Below are 20575 nucleotides of genomic sequence, written 5' to 3'. Positions count from 1 at the left end.
AATTTTACCATCCTTAATACCAATATCACCTTTCACGATACCCCAGTGGTCAATGACGATAGCATCAGTGATCACCATATCCAATGTACCTTCATCACGTGTATGAACTGAAGATTGGCACATCCCGTCACGGACAGTCTTACCACCGCCAAATTTGGCTTCATCGCCGTAGTAAGCATAGTCTTTTTCGACTTCAATAATGATATCTGTATCTCCTAAACGGATTTTATCTCCACTTGTAGGGCCAAAGATGGCGCTATAATTTAATTTGCTAACTTTTAAACTCATGATACTTTGTTTTTAAAGCCTTGTTCTTTTACTTTTTTCATTGCATTTGCTTTCGCAACTTCGGTTTCGGTATCTCCATTTGCCAAATCATTGTGGCCATAGATCCTTCTTGCACCTGCATAAGGGACCAATTCGACGTCTTTTGATTCACCTGGTTCAAAACGAATTGCTGTACTGGCGATAATATTCAACCGTTTGCCAAATGCTTTTTCACGATCAAACTCCATCATTTTGTTCACCTCAAAGAAATGAAAATGTGAACCTACCTGAATTGGTCTATCACCTGTATTTGTCACAGTGATCGTTGTAATTTCTCTACCTTCATTGCAGATAACATAGCCATCTGCAATAAAAAATTCTCCTGGGATCATAGATTATATTTTTAACAATTAGCGAATCGGGTTATGAACAGTAACCAGTTTTGTACCATCTGGAAATGTAGCTTCAATCTGTACATCATGAATCATTTCAGGGACACCTTCCATGACATCTTCACGTGTCAACAACGTTGCACCATACTGCATTAAATCCGCAACAGTACGTCCGTCACGAGCAGCTTCCAAAAGTTCACTACTGATCAATGCAATAGACTCCGGATAGTTTAATTTAAGTCCTCTAGCTTTACGTTTTTTCGCTAGTTCGCCGGCAAGATGAAGCAATAGCTTCTCTGTCTCTCTAGGTAATAAATGCATATAAATATTATTTAAATTGTTGTTATTCGAATTAAAACAAGTCACGGTGAGTACAGGTCACGACAAGGCCATACGACTTAAAAAAATCGTTCAAAATCGTGATGAATAGGACAGATTACACCCCTACGCAGCGTAAGGTCTGTCTTTTCTCAACCGTTGTAAGAAATGGAAATTTTTACCCCAGAAACGGGATCTTTAAACTTTGGAAAAGAATATATTTTGGCGGAAGGATCAATCGATCCATATAAGGCCTTCTGTTATTCTGAATTTTGAGACGTACAGGATAGCAGAATACAAAAAGACAAATTGAAAGCACTCCCCAATAGAGCAGCTTGCTCCATTCATCTTTGAGGTCCATCTGTTCGGTGATATCATAGACATCATGATCTTTAACCGCAGCGACCAAATTTTCCCGCTCGGAATTTCCTGAACCTTGTTCTACATGAGTATGGAAAGCCGCCAGGCTTATCCGGAAGACGGGTAAACTTTGGACAGTAGAATGCGTCGGTATAGCTATTCCTTTCATGAGCAGGGTGCTCAAAAGGAAAACTAAAAAGACTAAACTATACCTCATTCTTGTGTTCACAATTCTATTATTTGTTGTTCAAATTTACAACCAAAGCGGGCTACTTGACTAGCACAAATCTTGAATTAAATAGTCCAAATTTGTTGAAAAAGCCCGCTTTGGAGATTTTAGATCAATCTTTCGAATTTAAAAAGAGTAACCAACTGATACCATGATATTTCTCGGTGCACCAGCAAAGGCTCTCGTGTAGTCAAAACCACCTAAAAAGTAATATTTATCGAATACATTGTTCAGGTTTACGGCCATTTTCATAGCACCAATGTGGTAATAGGCCGCTGCATTAACAGTTGTATAAGATGGCCATTGTCCCCAGAGTGCATTTCCATCGCTATCCTTTCCGATACTATTGTCCATCCGCTTACGGTCTACATAGTAAACACCAGCACCAAAACCTAAGCCTTTTAAGGTACTATTTGAAAACACATATTTTAACCAGGCACTCGCCATATTTTTGGGTGCTCCCGGCAGGGACTGTCCTATTTCAGAAGGAACCGAGGATGATTTCACCTCCGTATCATTATAGGTATAATTGGCCATAACCTGGAACTCCCGTGTCAACTGCCCACGCACATCGAGTTCAACACCCTGCGATAGCGCTTTGCCGGATTGTCTATATTCCGGCAGCCCTGAATCATTGATAGCCCCTGTGGCAATGAGCATATTCCGTCGTTCAATTCGGAATAAGGATAGATCAACCTGCAATTGTTCCTTAAAGAAACCCGTCTTCACCCCTGTTTCCACCTGGAAACTCCGCTCGGCATCAAAGGGTTTATCGGCACCATAATCTTTATAGTTTTGAATAAAATTGGCGCCTACAGGCACAAACCCCTGTGAATAACTTGCAAAATAGTTAATCTGCTTATTAATTCCATAGGTTACACCAAAACGAGGTAATAAGGCATTTTGTGTCGCATGAAACCGATTTTGTCCATCAAGTGTCTCAGAAGAATAGTGTTCATGACGTAGACCTACAATAAGTTTAAGTCGGTCGTCAATGCTGATTTGATCCTGAATATATTTACCCGTTGTTTTATAAGGGCTCAAAAAAGGATAAGCGACTCCCGTACGCCATACATAATTCGTCAGATCATGAGTCGTATAAGTGGGATTGTTCAAATCAAAAGTCAAAGGAACAACTTTACCATCTATAGTTTGCTGCCTAGCCTCCCGCAATTGGTTTTCTTTGTCGCCCCGATATTGGGCAAAATCAATCCCAGCAACCAAATGATGATCAACTCTATCGCCCAAAAGATCCCACTTGACGTAACCGACAACATTATCGGTATAATCACGCCCATGGCGATCAAAAAAGCGCATATTCATAATGGTATTATGTGGTGCATCAGCAAATGTATTCATTGTCCGGTGTTCATTGACATCCTCCTGATAGATGGATTTCATGTAACTCAGATTCAAACTAACATGTTCTGCCAGACGCTGAGACAAACGAGCGCTTAATGAAAAAGTCTTGGAATTATAAAAATCGGAAGGCTGGCTCAACGTAAATGACCTGGGCAAAGCATAAAAGTTATTTTCCTTAATACCCATTCCCCGATCAAGATAACCGTTGAACTGATTATAGACCATGTCAATATCAACCACCGTGCCTTCAGCTGGTTTGAAGGTAAAGGAAGGAGCAATCATCATTCGTTTCTGACGATTTACGTCACGAAATGTCTTCGTATCTTCATAACCCGCGTTAAAACGATATAAAATACGCTTGGCACTATCCAATGGTCCACCGAGATCTACAGTAGTTCGCATCGTTTCAAAACTACCGCCGGCAAAATTCACATGCCCCTTAAAATCTTCCAAAGGCTTCTTTGTCGTCATATTAATTGTACCACCCGGCACAATATCCCCAAACAAAGATGCCCCAGGCCCTTTCAAAACCTCGATATTTTCAAGATTGATCGTTAGTGGTGAATTATAATAACTGTTACCATAACCATACCCCGAGCGTAAACCATTGACAAGTCGAACACCCGTTTCGTAACCGCTTTTGAAACCACGGATAACAACATCATCATAGGAAGATGCTTCTGTCACACCAGCCAGGTCCTGTACCAGCGCTCCAGTAGTAAAGGCCTGTTTATCTTCGATAAATTCCTTACTGAGTACAGCGACAGATTGCGGTAGATCCTTTAATTTTCCTGCAAATTTACCCCCCAGCTCCATATTATTTGTCAGATATGAATTGTTACGTCTACCCGTAACCAATACTTCATCCAATGTATTATCACCGGCTACCATAAGCAATCGAACTCCTTTTTTTGCATTCCAGTTGGCCGCGTTCAAATCCAGCAATACAGGCTTATACCCAATTGCAGCTGCACGTAGCTGTACAGGAAAAGAAGTTATTCCGGTAAAACTAAATTCGCCCTGAGCATTAGAACTTGTCTGTTGTTGTCGATCTGCCAGGGTTAATGTGACCCCTGAGATTGGATTACCGTTTTCATCCTGGATCTTACCAAATAGTGCCACACCTTGTTGTGCATACACCGCTCCCGGTACGGAAGCACTTGTCAATAAAGCGAAAGCTAGCGCTTTCATTACGTTGTTCATTCGAATAAATTATATATTTTTTGGCTTATCCACTTTTAGGGTTAAGCAATACGATCAACGAATAATTCCATGTGTATCGTTGGAAAATTCGATTCATTACAAAAGTCTTTCAATTGAAATCCCTGTTTTCCCCAAAACTCATAGGCTCCAGTCAGGAATGGGTGGGTATGTAAATAAAGCCTTTCAATACTTTTCTCCTTAGCTACAGCGACCAAACCCTTGAATAAGGCCGTTCCCAAACCTGACCTACGGTAACTCGGGTCAACAAAAAGTCGAGCAACTTCCACCGTTTTCCTTCTATCAATATCCAAGTGCGGGAAACGGTAATCATAAGCCAGCATACCAACGACGCCAATCAGTTTACCCTGCTGATCTTTTGCCTGCAAGAACGCACCAGCCTCAGCCTCAAGATACACGGCTGAAAATGCCCGTAGATCTTTGGGAAGCTTATGTGCATCCAACATCGGGAACAACTGTTTTCTAAATTCAATGACATAAGGTAATACGACATCAATATCTTCCTTTTCAACACGAGATATGCTGATATTTTTCAAATTGGGTTGTGTGGGAAAACATCGCTTGCTCATCAGTTGATTATTAACCAATATATTGCCGCTGTCTTTGATGGTATTCATATCGTTATAGCTATTTTTAAAATATTTGCACAGTAAACTGAGCATCTCAGGTACAAACCATGATTTTTCATAAAGGAACCTATTTAGACAGCCTCGTCATGGCGTATTCATTTCAATTTTGGCTTCGGCGTTATGCGCTGAACCCGCAATGGTGTCAAATGCCCTATCCGCACCCAGCATCGGAACAAACATCCATTTCTTTTGATTTTCCAAACTGATCAAAGGAAGTTGATAGGTCTGTTCCAATAATTCCCGTACTTGCTCCCGCTCCAGACCGTGCAGATCCACGAGCCTATTGTCCTTCATCAGATAAAACTGATCACCAAAAAGATACGCCATGTTGGGGTCGTGCATCACACATAACACGGTTGTCCCCTCTTTGACCAGCTCCTTGGCTGTCTGCAGAACCGCAATCTGATACTTCAGATCCAAATGATTGGTGGGTTCATCAAGCAATAATAAATCAGGCTGTTGTACCAACACGCGACAAAGTAATACCAATTGTCGCTCTCCTCCAGATAAAGAGGTATAGGGTTTGTCCTTTAAATGTGTGAGGTTAAATCTATCCAAGATCTGTTCAACTGCCTCGAAATCTTCCTTATTTGGTGAAAAACGAGAAAATGAGGCTCGTCCCGTCAGAATAACATCAACAACGCTAAAAGGAAATGTGGTCTGATGGAACTGATTCAGAAAACCCAATTTCAATGAATTGGCCCGACCAACCTTCCAATCGCGACGTTCTGTTTCACCAATAAGAACTGATCCATTATATTTTTTTTCCAGCCCGGCAATAATATTAAACAGAGTCGATTTACCACTTCCATTTCGACCAAGAATAACAGAAAGCTTTCCTTCCGGAAATGACATGTTTACATCATTTAAAATGACATCCTTACCATAGGCAAAAGAAAGTTTTTTGATATGAATCGAATTATTCATGAATTCCAGTTGATTTCGTTACGGCGCATCAGATAAATAAACAAGGGAGCGCCAATAATCATTGTAAAAACACCGATCGGAATTTCAAATGGCATAACAGCCCTAGAAAAATCATCGATAAGTAATAGGAAAGTACCTCCAATACTGATATTTGCCCACACAATAATATTGTTATTGGGTCCAAAGATCATGCGGCTGATATGCGGTACAATTAATCCGAACAGACTAATCACCCCGACAGCTGCTACAGCTGATGCCGTAATTAGTGTTGCCACAGCAATGAAGACCAATTTCAATATTTTCGGGTTAACGCCAACAGCAATTGCTTCTTGATCTCCAAGGGCGAGAAGATTCAGCTTCCAGCGCAAAAGGATCAGGATCCCCAATCCTATTGTGATCGGCAGGAACGCTTGCTGTACTTTCGACCATGATGCTGTATGTAGGTTCCCCATTGTCCATTGCACAATAGCTTGTAATTTATAGGGATCACTAATGTATTGTAACAGGGTTAACATTGCTGTAAATACACCGGAAATAACCATTCCAGCCAACACCATCCCAATAATCGAGGTTTTCAAGCCGGCATTTGAAACAAAATAGGTCAAACCTACCGCACATACACCAAACAGAAATGCCGATAGATTGACGGACAATAGAGGGAACAACATGGCCAATGCGGCCCCAAAAGCAGATCCCGAAGAAATACCCAATGTAAAGGGATCAACGATTGGATTCCTAAAAATGGCCTGTAAAATTCCGCCGGAAGAAGCTAATGCTGCTCCGACCATAAAGGTCAACAGAATCCGTGGTAAACGTACCTGCCACAATATCGTATCCATGTTATCTTTTAATACCGTATTATGGTCTCCGATATAAATCCCCACTTTCAATCCGATGCGTTGGCAGAGCTCGACAAAACCAATGTGCTGACTTGATCCTACAAGTAAGGAAAGCAATAAAACCAACAACGGTAAAACAACTAGCAGAAACAGCTTTTTTAATTGATGTATCATTGAAGTAGTCCTGCTTTACCGTATAGTTTTTCAAAAGCTATGGTCATATCCTGATCAAGCTGCTGTTTCGTATAATCCGAAAAACACCAATGCCTAATTTGTTTGGCAAAAAGCATAAATTTGACGGTATGTGGATCGTATGGGAACGACGGTGACATCACAAATACCTGTTTATTTTTCACTGCAGGTAATGCCGCGAGTTCCTTCAGATTATATACGTCTGCCAGTTTAGAATTCCAAAGAATAATGAGGTCCGGATTCCATTTATAAATCGTTTCTGCACCGACATTTGGGGCTTCCATTTCTAACGGGCAGGCATTAGCTGCACCCGAAAGCCGGATCGCCATATCAATCAAACTACCACGACCGGATGTCGAAAGTACTCTACCTTTAGACCAGGCATAATAAACCTTCTTCTGTATTTGATCCTTGGGAGCAGTCATTTTTTTGATCTCCGCCGAAACAAATTGAACAATTTCTTCAGCTCTCGCTTTCTTTCCGAGTAAGGCTCCCATCCCTATCAGTTCATTAAAAATACTTTTTTCATCCTGCGAAGAAAAAGTAAACACGGGAATTCCAAGATCTTCTAATTGAGAAATATTATCCTGATCAGTATTGAACGTCAAAACAAGATCAGGGTTCAAGCCCACTATGCTTTCTACATTATTTGCCTGGCCTGCGAAGGTAGGCGTTGCCAGTTCTTTTTTTGCAATTCTTTGATCCAATTTGGATAAAAAGCTATAGGTATCTTGGAGCTGATAAACCTGTTCAGGAATACCTACAAGGCTATTTTCAGCGCCCAACATATACACTTCATCAACAAGCGAAGGGAATAGTACAACTACACGCTTTGCCACATGCGCCAACACAACTTCCTTTCCTCTGCTATCGACTGCTTTCACTTGACTGTTGAGCGTGCCGGATTGCCGATTTTGGCAGGCACTCAATATACCAGAGCATACCAAAAGCAATACAACTATAATTCGATTCACTTTCATTTAATTATCTTTTCGAACTTGTTCACCCAAACTGATATGCCCGTCTATTCTCTTTAAATCTGGATTCTTCTTATTTTTAGCCTGCAAACGAATCAAATCTTCGGATAACAACAAGGCTTCCTCCAACTGAATCGACGTTCCATATTTTGCTAGAACCTGTTCATAAAGCCGTCCATCGTAAGGAAGACGAAGCGATTCGGCATCTGTTACGTTGAATATCGGCAGATGTCTATTTCCGATGAAATAACCGAAATCTGCAAGCTGAACCAAATCCGTTGGATTAAATCTTATCGTCAACGAAGGCTTGACAACCAGGATCGCTTGCAGCGTTTCCTGATGAAATAAACCATCACCATGGTGCCATTCCGCACCCTGGTCCAATTGCATAAGGATTGCTTTTCCGTTTATTGTATTGCGCGTCAGGCGTCTTTTATGAACTTCATACCACTCAAGATGCACTTGATCGACCTCGCTAAGGGCAAACGCCTTGTTTGCGACAATTTTATCTATTGGTATAGGCAGCTTATTCATTTTTGTAAACTTATCTTCATCACACGTTAACAGCACTATTTGGCTTTGTTTTCAGTGCTATTTATTTCCTCAAAAAACAGCACTATTGCGTCAACATTGAACAGGATAACAATAAAACATGGATCATTATTATCCTATTCATTTTATCTGTTGTTCATTATTTTACTTCAAGCGCTTTATATTGATCTTTTTTTGCCTGAACTCTTTCTTTTAACCAATCACACCAGGTATCAAGGCCGTCACCATTTAATGTACTGATTGTAATAACTTCCAGATTGGGATTTACCTCGCGCGCGTCTTTCGTTACCGCATCCACGGAGAAAGGTACATATGGTAATAAATCCGCTTTGGAAACCAACATCAATTCGCTTGTTAAAAACATACGTGGGTATTTTTTTGGTTTATCATCCCCTTCTGTTGTCGCCAATAAGGTTACGCGGTAATCTTCACCCAAATCAAATGCTGATGGACACAATAAGTTCCCGACGTTCTCAATAAACAACAGATCTATTCCTTCAATATCAATATGATCCAGGGCTTGTAAGATCATTTGTGCCTCAATATGACACATTCCTCCAGTGACAATCTGCAAGGCATTGATGCCCACATCGCGCATACGTACCGCATCGCGTTCAGTTTCTGGATCGCCCACTAAAACAGCAATATTCAAATCCTTCGACAAACGTTTTCCCGTCTCTTGCATCAAGGTTGTTTTACCTGACCCCGGAGAAGAGCATACATTGATCACACAGACATCTTTCAGTCTATCGCGGATGGCTTTTGCGACAAAATCATTTGCTTTTAATAAATGTAGTGTTGTATTTTCACATTGAACCGAACCTACACGGTTACCTAAACTTTTAGGATTTGGAGTATTGTCTGACATGATAAACGATTTTTTAGTCTTGTTTAAAAATTACTTTTGAAATATAGAGTTCATTTCCCTGAACAATTGTGCTGGAGGGTTGTCCGCAGTCACAGACAAATCGATGAAAATGAACAGGGAAATTTTTCTGACAATGTTCACAGTATGCAATGATATCGTTTACAACGACCTCCATTTCCATATCCTGGTATTGCGTATTTTCAGCAATAAAAGCATCAAATGCATTTTGGATCAATACAGGCTGAACGTTGGATAACAATCCTGCTGTAACTTGAATTTTTTGAATATCATCTACCCTAGCCTCATAATGCGAGGTCAACGTATCAAAAATATCCTTTACTATACTTAGCTCGTGCATTGGTATATTTTAAGAAATAAATAAATTTAGAAAAGAAATGGCAGATTTCTTTGCCTGTCTGATGTGAAGAAAAGCTTACGCCTTAGCATGGAATTTTGATTTGCTCAAACAGCAAAAATCGAGCTATGGGTATAGGCTCAAGATCTAAGGTATGTTCATACCGATAGTCTTTCTGCAATGGGGATGGCAGTAGTTCATGCCAAAGCAAATCAACAGTAACCAACCAACGATCCATTAACCAATCTTGTGCTACTTCTACGTCCATTTCCGCAACAATGGATTGAAGCGATGGGTAGAGTGAACAAAAGTGGCTATGATCTTTTGGAAAATGGGTTATACGTGAATCTCCCGCGTGTTCTGAAGGACTTTTTGAAGATAAATACGAGGATTTAAAACTATCACTTTTCAGTACAAGACTGTTTGCATTTAAAATTTTAAATGATAATAACAGTGCTGCAAACAGAAAAATAAAGTGCTTCCACATAGCTTTAACGTAACAAAGTATCAAAGATTCCTTTGAAACCAATACAAAGTTACTACCGATCAAAGGAGAAAAAGTAGCACAAATCTTGAATTTTATTTCACAAAATAGGAAACACCCAAAGAAAATTCCATAATTCTATATATATTAAATTAAAATTTGGTTAAAGTGAGATTAAAATGATATTAGAGGCAAAAATTGGGTATTTTTTGTCGCAGCTAAATACAAAATATTTTCTCCAATAGCAAAATCATAAAAAGCCAGCCTCGATAGGAGACTGGCTTCTTGAACGGCTTAATTTTTATTCATTAGCGATGCAAATCGAAGCGATCCAGCTCCATCACTTTATTCCACGCCTTCACAAAATCTTGTACAAATTTTTCGTTTGCATCGGCACTACCATATATTTCGGCAACGGCTCTTAGTTCAGCATTTGAACCAAAAACAAGGTCTGCTCTTCCTGCTTCCCATTTTTTAATACCAGTTTTACGATCTGATCCTTCAAAAACTTCCCGATCCGGAGAGATTGCTTTCCAAGCTGTTCCCATATCCAATAGATTAACAAAAAAGTCATTGGTCAGTTGGCCAGGTCGGTTAGTCATTACGCCTAGTTGAGAACCATCAAAATTGGCTTGAAGAACACGCATCCCGCCAATAAGGACAGTCAATTCAGGAACCGATAAGGTCAGCAACTGCGCCCTATCAATCAATAACGATTCCGTAGACACGGTATAAGCCCCTTTGCGATAGTTTCTGAATCCATCCGCAATCGGCTCAAGATAACCCATTGATTCTACATCAGTCTGTTCCTGTGTCGCATCCATACGCCCAGGACGGAACGGTACTTTGATATCATGCCCAGCAGCACGAGCTGCCTGCTCTATCGCGGCAACACCGCCCAAGACAATTAAGTCTGCCAATGAGATCTTCTTTCCGCCCTGTTGTTTTCCATTAAAATCCTGCTGAATCTGCTCCAGCGCAGTAAGAACTTTTTGCAATTGTGCTGGATTATTAACTTGCCAATACCGCTGCGGAGCCAGACGAATTCGAGCACCATTTGCACCACCTCTCATATCCGACCCACGGAATGTAGAAGCTGACGCCCAAGCCGTCGTTACGAGCTCGGCAGAGCTTAGTCCCGCCTTCAATAGGGCGGATTTCAATGTACTAATGTCATCCGCATCGACCAAAACATGATCGACAGCCGGTATAGGATCTTGCCACAATAATTCCTCAGCAGGAACTTCGGCACCTAAATAACGCTCTCTTGGCCCCAAATCACGGTGGGTTAACTTAAACCAGGCACGAGAAAATGCATCAGCAAACGCATCTTGATCTTCGTAAAATTTACGCGAGATCTTTTCATAGATTGGATCAAAACGCAACGATAAATCTGTCGTCAGCATCGTTGGTCTGCGCTTTTTATTTGGATCAAAAGGATCTGGAACATTCGAATCGGCGCCTTTGGCGACCCATTGGTGTGCCCCTGCTGGGCTTTTTGTCAATTCCCATTCATGCTCAAACAGATTCTTAAAAAAGAGGTTGGTCCATTCCGTTGGTTTTTGTGTCCAAATGACCTCCAGTCCACTAGTAATTGCATCAGCACCTACTCCACTGCCGTAAGTACTTTTCCAACCTAATCCTTGTTGTTCTATACCGGCAGCTTCAGGCTCTTTTCCGACATTGTCGGCAGGTCCAGCTCCGTGAGTTTTTCCAAAAGTATGCCCACCTGCAATCAAAGCGACAGTTTCCTCATCATCCATAGCCATCCGACCAAAAGTATCTCGTATATCTTTTGCAGCCGCTATAGGATCAGGGTTTCCATCCGGTCCTTCTGGATTAACATAAATTAACCCCATCTGTACCGCTGCCAACGGTTTTTCAAGATTACGTGAGTGTTGCTTACCATCTGCATTATCATCGGCAGACAAAACACCATGTGCTTCAACTACGCCTTCTGAACCATGTGCATAACGAATATCACCGCCTAACCATGTTGTTTCAGAGCCCCAATATACATCCAATTCTGGTTCAAAAGCATCCACACGCCCACCGGAATAACCAAAAGTTTTGAAGCCCATAGACTCCAAAGCGACGTTACCGGTTAAGATCAATAAATCTGCCCAGGAGATATTTTTACCATATTTTTGTTTGATAGGCCACAACAGGCGACGCGCTTTATCTAAGCTCACATTATCAGGCCAGCTATTCAAGGGTGCAAAACGTTGCTGACCAGACCCAGCTCCGCCTCGACCATCGCTTACCCGATAGGTACCGGCACTATGCCAAGCCATCCGGATGAATAATGGTCCATAATGACCAAAATCTGCCGGCCACCAATCCTGTGAATCGGTCATCAATGCATGCAAATCTTTTTTTACAGCTTCTAAATCCAACTGCTTAAATGCTTCTGCATAATCAAAGCCTTCGTCCATCGGATTTGACTTGCTCGCATGTTGTCTCAACAGATCTACACGAAGTCTATTTGGCCACCAATCCTGATTCTGAGTTCCCCCTCCCGCAACGGCGTTGCGCATAGTACCATTGTGAAATGGGCATTTGCTAATGTCTTTTTCGTTGTTGTCCATATGAAAAGAAAGTTTATTTATATAATACCTTAAGTGATCAAATTGTTTGACTTCCACTTTCATAAAATTACATAAATGCACTACCACTTGTACATCGAATGATTTGATACACTATAATCAAAATCTATATACACCATTATCAGATATATAAAAACTTGAAAATCATCTTTTAGCGAGACTCCAGAAAACGCGGATTTTTAGCATTGCTAAAACAAAAGCCATTCTTTTATTATTCTACAATTAGGTTGTATCAAAAAATATTGGCCATGAGTGAACTTTCTACATTTTTGGTGAGTGCTTTTATAGGAGTGAGTTTGGCGGCAGCCACTGGCTTCCGGATTTTCATGCCCTTATTTTTATTGAGTCTTGGCTGTCGGCTGGAATTGTTCCAAGTTGGCAATGAATTAGCCTGGGCGGGTTCACCGCTTGTTTTAGCAGCAACAAGTATAGCCATGATTTTGGAAATAGCGGGGTATTACATCCCTTTTATAGACAACATATTGGACAGCCTATCCATCCCCTTAGCAACCATAGCCGGTACTTTACTTTTCGCTATACAGTTTACAGATATTTCTCCTTTTTTCCGCTGGGCTATGGCCATAATCGCCGGTGGCGGTACTGCAGCAACCATTAGCACGGCCCTGGCAGGCACCCGAGCTGCCTCTTCGATCGGAACGGCCGGTTTTGGTAATTTTATGATTTCGACAATGGAAACCATCGGTTCTACGATCTTAACTATACTCGCCATATTTGTGCCTTTTATGGCTATAATCGTTGTTATTGGCTTGTTTTACTTCTTTTGGCGATTTGGCAGAGAACAACTACATAAAAAACTTAAAAGAACTGAATAGCTGTCATAACATCTAAATAAACTTGACACAGCGCTATACAAGCTACAATAACAGCAAGCCTCACCTACACAGGCAGAAGCCAATTTAGCAGATGCACAAACCAACTAGGAATATTGTCTCCATCTTAATAGACATAAGCTGATCAATATCTGCATAAAATCATAATCCCTAACCTTTATACCTGTCAATCAAACGAAGATATGATGGTAATCAAATTATACCTTTCAACAGTACTTGTTCAGTGCTTGTTCAGTGCTTGCTCAGTGATTACTCAGTGTAGACTGAATAAATAGTGACTAATTACTGTCTAAAAACTGATTAAAAATTGTTATTAGGTATAATTTGGTATTAGTTTTTTTCCATTTAGTAAATATATATGCTGCTTTGGGTGGAGGCCGGAGGTAAACCATAAAAAAAGGACAGCAAAATTCGATGCTGTCCTTTTTCAAAATTAGCCCTTATGCTGATTTAAGTTTACGCACATAAGCAACCTTTACTTTGATGTGCGCCCAAATCAAAAACTGGCTTTTACTAATCAATAGCAACTTCTTGTGGTCGTATTACTTTTTCAAGATCTTTTGGAAGAATGACAGTCAATACCCCATCCTCGAAGCTCGCATGCACATTATCTGTAAGCACTTGTTCATTCAATTGGAATTCACGTTCAAATGCCATTCCATCGTACTCTTTATAAATATAATCTATGGCATTGTCCTGTGCATTCTCTGTACATGAAATTTTTAGTATTCCGTCATTTATACTGACTTGGAATTGTTCCTTCTTACGGCCAGCAGCAAAAAGCTGTACTTCATAGAATTCTTGATTCTCTACAATATTTACAGGAACAGATTGCTGTCCGCCACCACTGTGTGCGGTTTCATCTTCAAAAAAATGTTGTTGAAATTTTTCAAAACGGTCTTTAAAATGTTGTCCGCAAAATTTGTTATGATTTGAATATCCTCTGGTATAATGATCTCTTTTAAACATGTCTTTAATTTTTAATATTGAATAATACGTTGAACTAATACATGACGAATTGCTTCGTCTTTGCAGTTTTTTAACCTTAATAAACGGGAACTATCGTTGCTTTCCTAGCACGTTTTTGTCCTTGTAATGGTACGATAGCGACCGCAGTGTTGTAATGACGGTGAACATTCGGATATACCGGAGTCCTATCCATTTTGAATGCTTGTCTATCTCTCCTACGCATTCTTGCTGCCGCGAAGCTTCCTATTCCGAAGAGAACTGTCCCAAACAATAAGAGTTTAAAGATCGTCCCAATAATCAAGGTTGCTAATCCAGCTATTGCCGTAAGCACAATCAGGCGAGGCAATATAAATCGAAGTTTATTTTTCATTTGAATACATCTTTTTTGTAAAATGGTTGCTGGCTTCCTCCATTTTCATCTGATTGAAAACGACATTCTCCTTGACCATTCGTATTTTGTAACTAATTATTATGCTGTCCAACATCCATTCTGACAGAACATCGCGTTCTGCTATTCCCTTAGAATCAGGATACCGGCATAAAAAAAGGCGCCTTTATAGAAGAAGACGCCTAACAACAGTTTTTACTTTAAAATTTTTATTCTTTTTTTAGAATCCACATCGTCCTCCAAAACGACGCTTCCATTCTGCCCTCAAACGCTCCCTTTCCTCATCGGAAAGATCTTCTCCTTTTTCCATCTGACGCGGAAAACCTTTTCGAAATCTCCCCCCTCCAGGTTTACCAAAACCCCTGCCGAACAGAATTCTTGACAAAACAAAGAGTCCCAATGCCTGCAAATAGGTAATTGTTTTTAAATTGAAAATATCAACCATTAATGTATTCCATAAATATTGTAGTAAGGCTACCAACAAAAAAACACCAATGGTAATAGCGACAAACATAAAAGCGAATTTACCCTTCCGCTGTCTATTCATTCTTCCATTCATAGCTTAATCCTTTTAAAATTTTAATTCTTCATACAAACTTCGCAACCGTACCCGCAGGTGCTTCACGGCATACCCTTTTCGACTGATAATCGTCTTGAGGTTCTCATTTTCCATAACGGCAATTTCTTGAAGTGTTTTCTCTTCCAGCTCATTCAGCACAAAAACCCGACGCTGCTTCTCCGGCAATTCCTCCAATGCTTTCATCAGCTCATCCCAAAAAATATCCTTAAATAATTTTAGCTCGGGATTATTGGAGTCGTCGGCCAAAAGGAACTGACGAATAGGGAAAGTACTTTCACTATCATCATCACCTGCTATCATATCATCAAGTGATTCATTTTTCTTTTTCCGATAACTATCGGTAATCTTATTCCGTGTGACAGCATAGAGCCATGCTCCCGCATTCTCCAGTTCGTCCATATTGGTCAAACGGCTAAATTGATACCAGACTTCCTGTAAGATATCTTCTGCATCCTCCGTTTTCTTTACTTTCCCCTTAACAAAACGTAGCAGTTGACTTCCATAAGTCTTAACGATATCCGTAAATGATCTGGAATTTTTTTCTGCCATATGATTTTGGTATGCAATGTCCATAGCAGCATAGACGAACTAGTCGAACTTTTACTTTAAATTATTTTCAAGGATCTACTTTCTTGCTGACTTCCAACGGATGAACAACATCACACATTCTTTTTTCGTCGTCTTTCGTATACGCTTTGTTCGCATAAATATACTAGATAATCAGCTAATAGGCTATGCTTTCTATACACTTTATGCAACATAAAAAAGTCGTTCCATGGTTTAAGATTTCCGGCGCTGCTGAATGACCTTATCTTTATCGGTAATAAAAATATAATGGTATGCTGGAAAACGCTGAATCAATTTTTTTCCTTCTTTCTCGCCCAGTACCATTATTGACGTACTGAGTGCATTTGCGACTTCCGCTGAGGGTCCATAAATCGTCACTGAAGTTAATCCCGTAGCTGGGTAACCTGTCACCGGATTTATAATATGTGAATAACGTTTTCCATTAATCTCCGCATATTTCTCATAGCTGCCCGAAGTTGCTACGGCCATTTCATTCAAACGAAGAACTTTGACCATTCGATGGGCTTTGAACGGATTGTTTACGCCCACTTTCCATGCATCGTCCTGGGGTGGGCTTCCCCAAGCCGACAGATCACCAGAAGCATTCACTATACCTGCTTCAATCCCTTTTGCTTTCATTATTTCCCTGCCCCTATCTGCCGCATAGCCTTTCCCAATAGAGCCGAAACCGATCTTCATACCCGGTAACTCCAGAAAAATTGTCGAAGCCGCACTATCGAGGCGAATGTGTTGATAACCAACTTTCTCTACAGACCTCTTAATCACTTCTTCCGAGGGCATTGTGGTCATGCTGCCATCAAATAGCCAAACTTTATCTAAGGCAACAATACTGATATCAAAAGCACCACCTGAATTTTGAGCATATTGGATTGCACGTTGTGTTAGTTCAAACACTTCTCTATCCACCTTAACTGGCTTAATCCCTGCATTGCGGTTTACCGCTGCTATTTGGGTTTGCGGACGCCATTCTGAAATCAGATTTTCTATTCGATCTATTTCGGAGATGACTTCATCGATATGCTGATTTGTAATCGAGCTATCCCGATCTACCAAGCTAATTTCGAAAACAGAGCCCATAAGGGTAACCTGTCGCTTTACCAATACCTGCGCAATCCCTGAAGTAATGGATACAAAGCAGAGAATTAAAAGCAGGCCACAGTGTTTATTGTTCTTCATGAGATTGATCTGAAAAAGGGATTAAAAAGTCGATGTGTACCAAAAGCAGTTTTACCGATGGGATATACTATTGTACCACCAATTTACTAATAACAATCGGTTAAGATCTGTCCATTTTCTTTATAGACTGCAATAGTTTTGCCGACATGTTCCAAAAGTAGCTCATTTAAAGTATGTTCAACATCATGCTGCATACGCAATGCTCCACAAAGCAATATACAACCTCCTTTATCAAGCAATTCGACAAAATATAGCGCATCCCGACGAATCAAATCCATGACATATTGTGCATTTTCCTCGCGTGAAAAAGCCAGTTCAAGCTGTTTCAGATGTCCCAGCTTTATCTGCTCATCAGCAAAATCTATATAGTGTGCTGTCATTTCATTTCGATGGCGAAAACCAGCATACAGACGCAAAGGTGTCATACTTTCATTCGCTGAAATCATGCCTAGAAAAGGTGCTACCCCTGTACCATTCGCAATTAAAGCAACGGCATTTGCCGCTTTCGGAAAATGAAAACTTGGATTAACCATGACACGTGCCTGCAGGGGTTGATTCGGTTCCAATCGATAAAGGAAGCTCGAGCCAAATCCATCAGGAAACAATTTCACCACAAGCCGAACCATACCGTCTTTGTAACCTATCGAATAAAAACGTTCACGTTGATCTTGCGCGGGATAGATTGCCAGTAAATCCCCCGATTGCATTTTAATTTTACCTGAAGGTTTCAGGACTAAAGTAAAGGTCGTGTTACTAGCTGAAACAGTAGACTTCGCTATCACCTTAAATCTCGTCAATCCGACGACTTTAGCACTATAAATAGCCGGTGCAGAAGCTAATGCAATATTGGTCTGAGCAGACCACTGATGTATCCATGAAATAAGCTCATCAACATTCTTATCATTAACTGTGTGTAAATCTGTTAGTCGAGAAGCCCAGGCTTGTTTTTCTAATAAATGATCAATTTCGCGCGCATAGGCACAAAAGTCGGGATAGGCTTTTGAACCAAAGCCCAGAACTGAAAATTGTACGTCTTGTTCTTGCGGATGGCTGTTGAGCTTATGTTCAAATTGAAGTGCATTGGATGGTGCAGTTCCTAGCCCGTATGTTGAGGTAAACACAAGCAAGTGTTTTGCCTTTGGAAAGCATTGATATTGATTCATTCCGAGCAGCAACGATTTTTGCCCATCCGCTAAGAGTTGTTTATGGATCTGATTGGCGAAAAACAGCGTGCTTCCATTTTCCGTTCCGAAAAGAATAACAATCTCTGCTTCTTCAGGTTTATATTTATTCTTGATTTTAGTACGCCTGCGCTTGAATGTGATTGCAAAGCCCGTGTAAATAAAGAACACAATATTCAAAGATGCGAGCCCCAATATAATGGCCCATATGATATTGGTCTTGCCCGTATGGAGGTCCAAAGAAAACTGTTCGGCCAATGCTGTAAAGGGATACTTTACTTCTTTATGCAAGCTTCCATTCAACTGATTTATGGTCAATTCCCGATCGCGAAGCTTCAATATAAAAAACTCGTCAGGATCGTCTTCCATAAACGGAAACTCCAACGTCTTCAAATCGACAAGTTTTGTATTTTGGAATATTGAAAATTTTGCCACCTCCAATTGAATATCTTCCTTCATCTTATTGGGATATTCAATTGTTTGGTTCGGCTTTTTTAAGATTTCAATACGCACCAGAAATAAATAGGTACCTGTTAGGGCCAATATCAAAATTGGTATCAAAAATAGACGTCCTGAAACAACATGGAAATACTGTGCGAAAAAGTCCCGGTTGATTTTAGCAAAGAAATGTCGAACTCCCTGTTGACGCCTGACAATCAGAATAATTCCTGAAATAGTAATAAGAAACAACAGAAATGAAACCACACCAATAATCACCCGACCGGTCACTTTAAGAAAGAGTGAGCGGTGTAAAGCTGTAATCCATTGAACAAATTGGGACTTATTCAATTGGGGACCCAGCAGACGCCCCGTATTCGGATCGATATAACCTTTCACGGTGTTGCCATCTGCGTCTATGGCATCAATGCTCACGAATTGATTGTGATCTACCGAGATCGCTATGATTTCAGGATAAACCTTGCGCAAAGCTGTTACTGACTGCGCAAGGTTTAACGTTTCAATATGTTCAACCCGATAAGGCGGAATTTTTTCGTTAACGGCGTCAATGGCCAATATTACGCCAGTTATCGATAATAAAAGTAAAAAGATAGAAGAAACAATAGCTAAGGCTAAATGTGCATACCTCCAAATAGATACCAGCATTTTTACCCCTTTTCTTATTGTACTTTATTTAACTTAACAAGTTTGATATATCCCTTGCCATTAGCTTTTTCAGTGATAGCCTCCTTTGTCAAAGGAATTTCAACATCAGCAGTATGGTATTTTTGTTCCTCTACAGCAGATTCAAAACGGAGTTTATACCCTTTGTTAAACTTCGTTTCATCAATATCCAATGTCCGCATGGCACGGTCACCGCCACCAACTGACGCGCCCGTCACCGCATTTAGCTTTTCTTTGGTTTTATTTTGGAACTTGTACCATTCCTTGATTGTATTATACCATTGTTTATCAGATCCCAATACGGCGAGTGTTTTTTCGTAAGCTCCACTAGGATTAATCAGTGAAATCACCACGTAGGCTTTCTCACCTTCATAGGCATTCATTTGGATCATACACTTATATTTAGCTGCCTGTGCAAAAGAGCTTAGGGCTGCCATCGAAAATAAAAGGGTGGCTATCGTGGTTTTAACTATGTTATTCATCTTCAGTTGTATCTAATTTTATTTCAAAAAGTCAAGCTGCACATTGGATTTAGACAAGAAATCGTTTTCTTTCGCCAAATCATAAGCCGTTTCATCGAATTCTGTTTTCAATTCCTTTTTTGCACCAAGGGAAACCAATGTTTTTAGCAAGGAATCGTCTTTCGCTATGAGAGCTGCCTTATGTAGTGCCGTCGTTCCCTCTTTATCCTGTGCATTAATATCTGCTCCAAGTTCGCTGGCTTTCTGGATAAGCTTCACATTCTCTTTCGCTACTGCCAAATGATACAATGTGCTACCATTTTTTTGCGGAGCAACAACGTCCAATCCATTCGTCTTAAGGATCGTTAATTTTTCTTTAAACTCATCCCCTTGTGAAGCATTTCCCTGTCCACCGGGTCTGCCGCCCTGAGGCAATTCTCTGTAGGAATTAAACCAGTAAAAGGCCAAGTTATTACCTTCCTTATCCAATAGCTTGATATCGGCTCCATCTTTAATCAACAATGCCACGATTTCGGGGGCCCCATTCGCTACAGCCTTGGTCAATGCAGATTCGCCTTTTCATTTACTGCATTTACGTTCTTCGCTTTAGCAAGTAGCAGCTCGACCAATTTAGCATCCTTACCACTAGCAGCCACCATAAGCGCTGTATTTCCTTCGTTG

Annotated in this window: 22 protein-coding genes and 2 pseudogenes; 1 reads left to right on the top strand and 23 read right to left on the bottom strand. The window is 40.5% G+C overall.

The features are described from left to right. The 14 genes and pseudogenes from ureC to katG form a co-directional block, all read right to left on the bottom strand. Positions 1 to 288 (bottom strand): annotated as a pseudogene (gene ureC / locus B2X72_RS11145) (urease subunit alpha); the annotation flags it as partial. A 65-nt stretch (positions 289 to 353) separates the two neighbouring features. Further along, a pseudogene (gene ureB / locus B2X72_RS11140) lies at positions 354 to 659 on the bottom strand (urease subunit beta); the annotation flags it as partial. A gap of 18 nt (positions 660 to 677) precedes the next feature. Further along, positions 678 to 980 (bottom strand): urease subunit gamma, encoded by a 303-nt coding sequence (ureA, locus tag B2X72_RS11135; RefSeq protein ID WP_075993440.1) that lies wholly within the window; start codon positions 978 to 980, stop codon positions 678 to 680. A 175-nt stretch (positions 981 to 1155) separates the two neighbouring features. Continuing rightward, the gene (locus B2X72_RS11130) at positions 1156 to 1566 is read right to left on the bottom strand and encodes a hypothetical protein (RefSeq protein ID WP_286849623.1); all 411 of its coding nucleotides are present in this window, start codon (positions 1564 to 1566) and stop codon (positions 1156 to 1158) included. Positions 1567 to 1692: 126 nt separating this feature from the next. Beyond that, entirely contained in the window at positions 1693 to 4131 is a 2439-nt protein-coding gene (locus B2X72_RS11125) for a TonB-dependent receptor (protein WP_198385937.1), read from the bottom strand. Positions 4132 to 4172: 41 nt separating this feature from the next. After that, entirely contained in the window at positions 4173 to 4766 is a 594-nt protein-coding gene (locus B2X72_RS11120; RefSeq protein ID WP_286849621.1) for a GNAT family N-acetyltransferase, read from the bottom strand. Positions 4767 to 4862: 96 nt separating this feature from the next. Continuing rightward, positions 4863 to 5705: an ABC transporter ATP-binding protein gene (locus B2X72_RS11115; protein ID WP_088162256.1), complete on the bottom strand. Its 843-nt coding sequence runs from the start codon at positions 5703 to 5705 to the stop codon at positions 4863 to 4865. Further along, positions 5702 to 6718 carry a FecCD family ABC transporter permease gene (locus tag B2X72_RS11110; RefSeq protein WP_286849620.1) on the bottom strand — a complete coding sequence of 339 codons (1017 nt, stop codon included), beginning with the start codon at positions 6716 to 6718 and terminating at the stop codon, positions 5702 to 5704. The genes B2X72_RS11115 and B2X72_RS11110 overlap by 4 nt, the downstream gene beginning before the upstream one ends. Beyond that, positions 6715 to 7716 carry an ABC transporter substrate-binding protein gene (locus B2X72_RS11105; protein ID WP_088162258.1) on the bottom strand — a complete coding sequence of 334 codons (1002 nt, stop codon included), beginning with the start codon at positions 7714 to 7716 and terminating at the stop codon, positions 6715 to 6717. Before B2X72_RS11105 ends, B2X72_RS11110 begins: the two co-directional genes overlap by 4 nt. Next, on the bottom strand, positions 7717 to 8247 hold the full coding sequence (locus B2X72_RS11100; RefSeq protein ID WP_088162259.1) for an urease accessory protein UreE: 531 nt from the start codon (positions 8245 to 8247) through the stop codon (positions 7717 to 7719). Positions 8248 to 8404: 157 nt separating this feature from the next. Further along, positions 8405 to 9133, bottom strand: a complete 729-nt coding sequence (hypB, locus tag B2X72_RS11095; RefSeq protein WP_075993447.1) for a hydrogenase nickel incorporation protein HypB — start codon at positions 9131 to 9133, stop codon at positions 8405 to 8407. A 13-nt stretch (positions 9134 to 9146) separates the two neighbouring features. Further along, positions 9147 to 9491 (bottom strand): hydrogenase maturation nickel metallochaperone HypA, encoded by a 345-nt coding sequence (locus B2X72_RS11090; RefSeq protein WP_088162260.1) that lies wholly within the window; start codon positions 9489 to 9491, stop codon positions 9147 to 9149. An 82-nt stretch (positions 9492 to 9573) separates the two neighbouring features. Continuing rightward, positions 9574 to 9975, bottom strand: a complete 402-nt coding sequence (locus B2X72_RS11085; protein WP_088162261.1) for a hypothetical protein — start codon at positions 9973 to 9975, stop codon at positions 9574 to 9576. 305 nt (positions 9976 to 10280) lie between these two features. Then, positions 10281 to 12560, bottom strand: coding sequence for a catalase/peroxidase HPI (gene katG, locus B2X72_RS11080; protein ID WP_088163641.1), 2280 nt, complete (start codon positions 12558 to 12560; stop codon positions 10281 to 10283). 266 nt (positions 12561 to 12826) lie between these two features. On the opposite strand from katG, the gene B2X72_RS11075 reads away from it, so the two are divergent. After that, positions 12827 to 13411 (top strand): DUF4126 domain-containing protein, encoded by a 585-nt coding sequence (locus B2X72_RS11075; RefSeq protein WP_088162262.1) that lies wholly within the window; start codon positions 12827 to 12829, stop codon positions 13409 to 13411. A 531-nt stretch (positions 13412 to 13942) separates the two neighbouring features. Here B2X72_RS11075 and B2X72_RS11070 read toward each other — a convergent pair. The 9 genes from B2X72_RS11070 to B2X72_RS11030 all read right to left on the bottom strand — a co-directional run bounded on the left by B2X72_RS11070 (position 13943) and on the right by B2X72_RS11030 (position 20553). Beyond that, positions 13943 to 14398 carry an Hsp20/alpha crystallin family protein gene (locus B2X72_RS11070; RefSeq protein WP_088162263.1) on the bottom strand — a complete coding sequence of 152 codons (456 nt, stop codon included), beginning with the start codon at positions 14396 to 14398 and terminating at the stop codon, positions 13943 to 13945. Between the two features lie 76 nt (positions 14399 to 14474). Further along, the gene (locus B2X72_RS11065) at positions 14475 to 14768 is read right to left on the bottom strand and encodes a hypothetical protein (protein ID WP_075993452.1); all 294 of its coding nucleotides are present in this window, start codon (positions 14766 to 14768) and stop codon (positions 14475 to 14477) included. A gap of 238 nt (positions 14769 to 15006) precedes the next feature. After that, positions 15007 to 15345, bottom strand: a complete 339-nt coding sequence (locus B2X72_RS11060) for a hypothetical protein (RefSeq protein WP_198385938.1) — start codon at positions 15343 to 15345, stop codon at positions 15007 to 15009. Positions 15346 to 15357: 12 nt separating this feature from the next. Further along, positions 15358 to 15915, bottom strand: a complete 558-nt coding sequence (locus B2X72_RS11055; RefSeq protein WP_198385939.1) for an RNA polymerase sigma factor — start codon at positions 15913 to 15915, stop codon at positions 15358 to 15360. 231 nt (positions 15916 to 16146) lie between these two features. Continuing rightward, on the bottom strand, positions 16147 to 17130 hold the full coding sequence (locus B2X72_RS11050) for an FAD:protein FMN transferase (RefSeq protein WP_286849617.1): 984 nt from the start codon (positions 17128 to 17130) through the stop codon (positions 16147 to 16149). Between the two features lie 86 nt (positions 17131 to 17216). Continuing rightward, positions 17217 to 19415 carry a PepSY domain-containing protein gene (locus B2X72_RS11045; protein WP_286849616.1) on the bottom strand — a complete coding sequence of 733 codons (2199 nt, stop codon included), beginning with the start codon at positions 19413 to 19415 and terminating at the stop codon, positions 17217 to 17219. A 14-nt stretch (positions 19416 to 19429) separates the two neighbouring features. Continuing rightward, positions 19430 to 19915 carry a DUF2271 domain-containing protein gene (locus B2X72_RS11040; RefSeq protein ID WP_075993457.1) on the bottom strand — a complete coding sequence of 162 codons (486 nt, stop codon included), beginning with the start codon at positions 19913 to 19915 and terminating at the stop codon, positions 19430 to 19432. Between the two features lie 18 nt (positions 19916 to 19933). Continuing rightward, the gene (locus B2X72_RS11035; RefSeq protein ID WP_286849615.1) at positions 19934 to 20458 is read right to left on the bottom strand and encodes an ankyrin repeat domain-containing protein; all 525 of its coding nucleotides are present in this window, start codon (positions 20456 to 20458) and stop codon (positions 19934 to 19936) included. Further along, complete coding sequence (locus B2X72_RS11030) at positions 20455 to 20553, bottom strand: hypothetical protein (protein ID WP_286849625.1); 99 nt, start codon at positions 20551 to 20553, stop codon at positions 20455 to 20457. The genes B2X72_RS11035 and B2X72_RS11030 overlap by 4 nt, the downstream gene beginning before the upstream one ends. Positions 20554 to 20575 lie beyond the last annotated feature (22 nt).

This window comes from Sphingobacterium sp. UBA7253 (assembly GCF_002472745.1).
Lineage (GTDB): Bacteria > Bacteroidota > Bacteroidia > Sphingobacteriales > Sphingobacteriaceae > Sphingobacterium > Sphingobacterium siyangense.
The sequence above is the reverse complement of the archived record's forward strand: the minus strand, read 5'-3'. Positions and strand labels throughout refer to the sequence as shown.

Coding starts and splice junctions, on each gene's coding strand:
- B2X72_RS11055 (WP_198385939.1), bottom strand. CDS start 15,915: ATGGCAGAAAAAAATTCCAGATCATTTACGGATATCGTTAAGACTTAT.
- B2X72_RS11085 (WP_088162261.1), bottom strand. CDS start 9,975: ATGTGGAAGCACTTTATTTTTCTGTTTGCAGCACTGTTATTATCATTT.
- B2X72_RS11070 (WP_088162263.1), bottom strand. CDS start 14,398: ATGTTTAAAAGAGATCATTATACCAGAGGATATTCAAATCATAACAAA.
- B2X72_RS11100 (WP_088162259.1), bottom strand. CDS start 8,247: ATGAATAAGCTGCCTATACCAATAGATAAAATTGTCGCAAACAAGGCG.
- B2X72_RS11115 (WP_088162256.1), bottom strand. CDS start 5,705: ATGAATAATTCGATTCATATCAAAAAACTTTCTTTTGCCTATGGTAAG.
- B2X72_RS11030 (WP_286849625.1), bottom strand. CDS start 20,553: ATGGTGGCTGCTAGTGGTAAGGATGCTAAATTGGTCGAGCTGCTACTT.
- B2X72_RS11090 (WP_088162260.1), bottom strand. CDS start 9,491: ATGCACGAGCTAAGTATAGTAAAGGATATTTTTGATACGTTGACCTCG.
- B2X72_RS11105 (WP_088162258.1), bottom strand. CDS start 7,716: ATGAAAGTGAATCGAATTATAGTTGTATTGCTTTTGGTATGCTCTGGT.
- B2X72_RS11110 (WP_286849620.1), bottom strand. CDS start 6,718: ATGATACATCAATTAAAAAAGCTGTTTCTGCTAGTTGTTTTACCGTTG.
- katG (WP_088163641.1), bottom strand. CDS start 12,560: ATGGACAACAACGAAAAAGACATTAGCAAATGCCCATTTCACAATGGT.
- B2X72_RS11075 (WP_088162262.1), top strand. CDS start 12,827: ATGAGTGAACTTTCTACATTTTTGGTGAGTGCTTTTATAGGAGTGAGT.
- ureA (WP_075993440.1), bottom strand. CDS start 980: ATGCATTTATTACCTAGAGAGACAGAGAAGCTATTGCTTCATCTTGCC.
- B2X72_RS11125 (WP_198385937.1), bottom strand. CDS start 4,131: ATGAACAACGTAATGAAAGCGCTAGCTTTCGCTTTATTGACAAGTGCT.
- B2X72_RS11065 (WP_075993452.1), bottom strand. CDS start 14,768: ATGAAAAATAAACTTCGATTTATATTGCCTCGCCTGATTGTGCTTACG.
- B2X72_RS11050 (WP_286849617.1), bottom strand. CDS start 17,130: ATGAAGAACAATAAACACTGTGGCCTGCTTTTAATTCTCTGCTTTGTA.
- B2X72_RS11045 (WP_286849616.1), bottom strand. CDS start 19,415: ATGCTGGTATCTATTTGGAGGTATGCACATTTAGCCTTAGCTATTGTT.
- B2X72_RS11060 (WP_198385938.1), bottom strand. CDS start 15,345: ATGAATGGAAGAATGAATAGACAGCGGAAGGGTAAATTCGCTTTTATG.
- B2X72_RS11120 (WP_286849621.1), bottom strand. CDS start 4,766: ATGAATACCATCAAAGACAGCGGCAATATATTGGTTAATAATCAACTG.
- B2X72_RS11040 (WP_075993457.1), bottom strand. CDS start 19,915: ATGAATAACATAGTTAAAACCACGATAGCCACCCTTTTATTTTCGATG.
- hypB (WP_075993447.1), bottom strand. CDS start 9,133: ATGTCAGACAATACTCCAAATCCTAAAAGTTTAGGTAACCGTGTAGGT.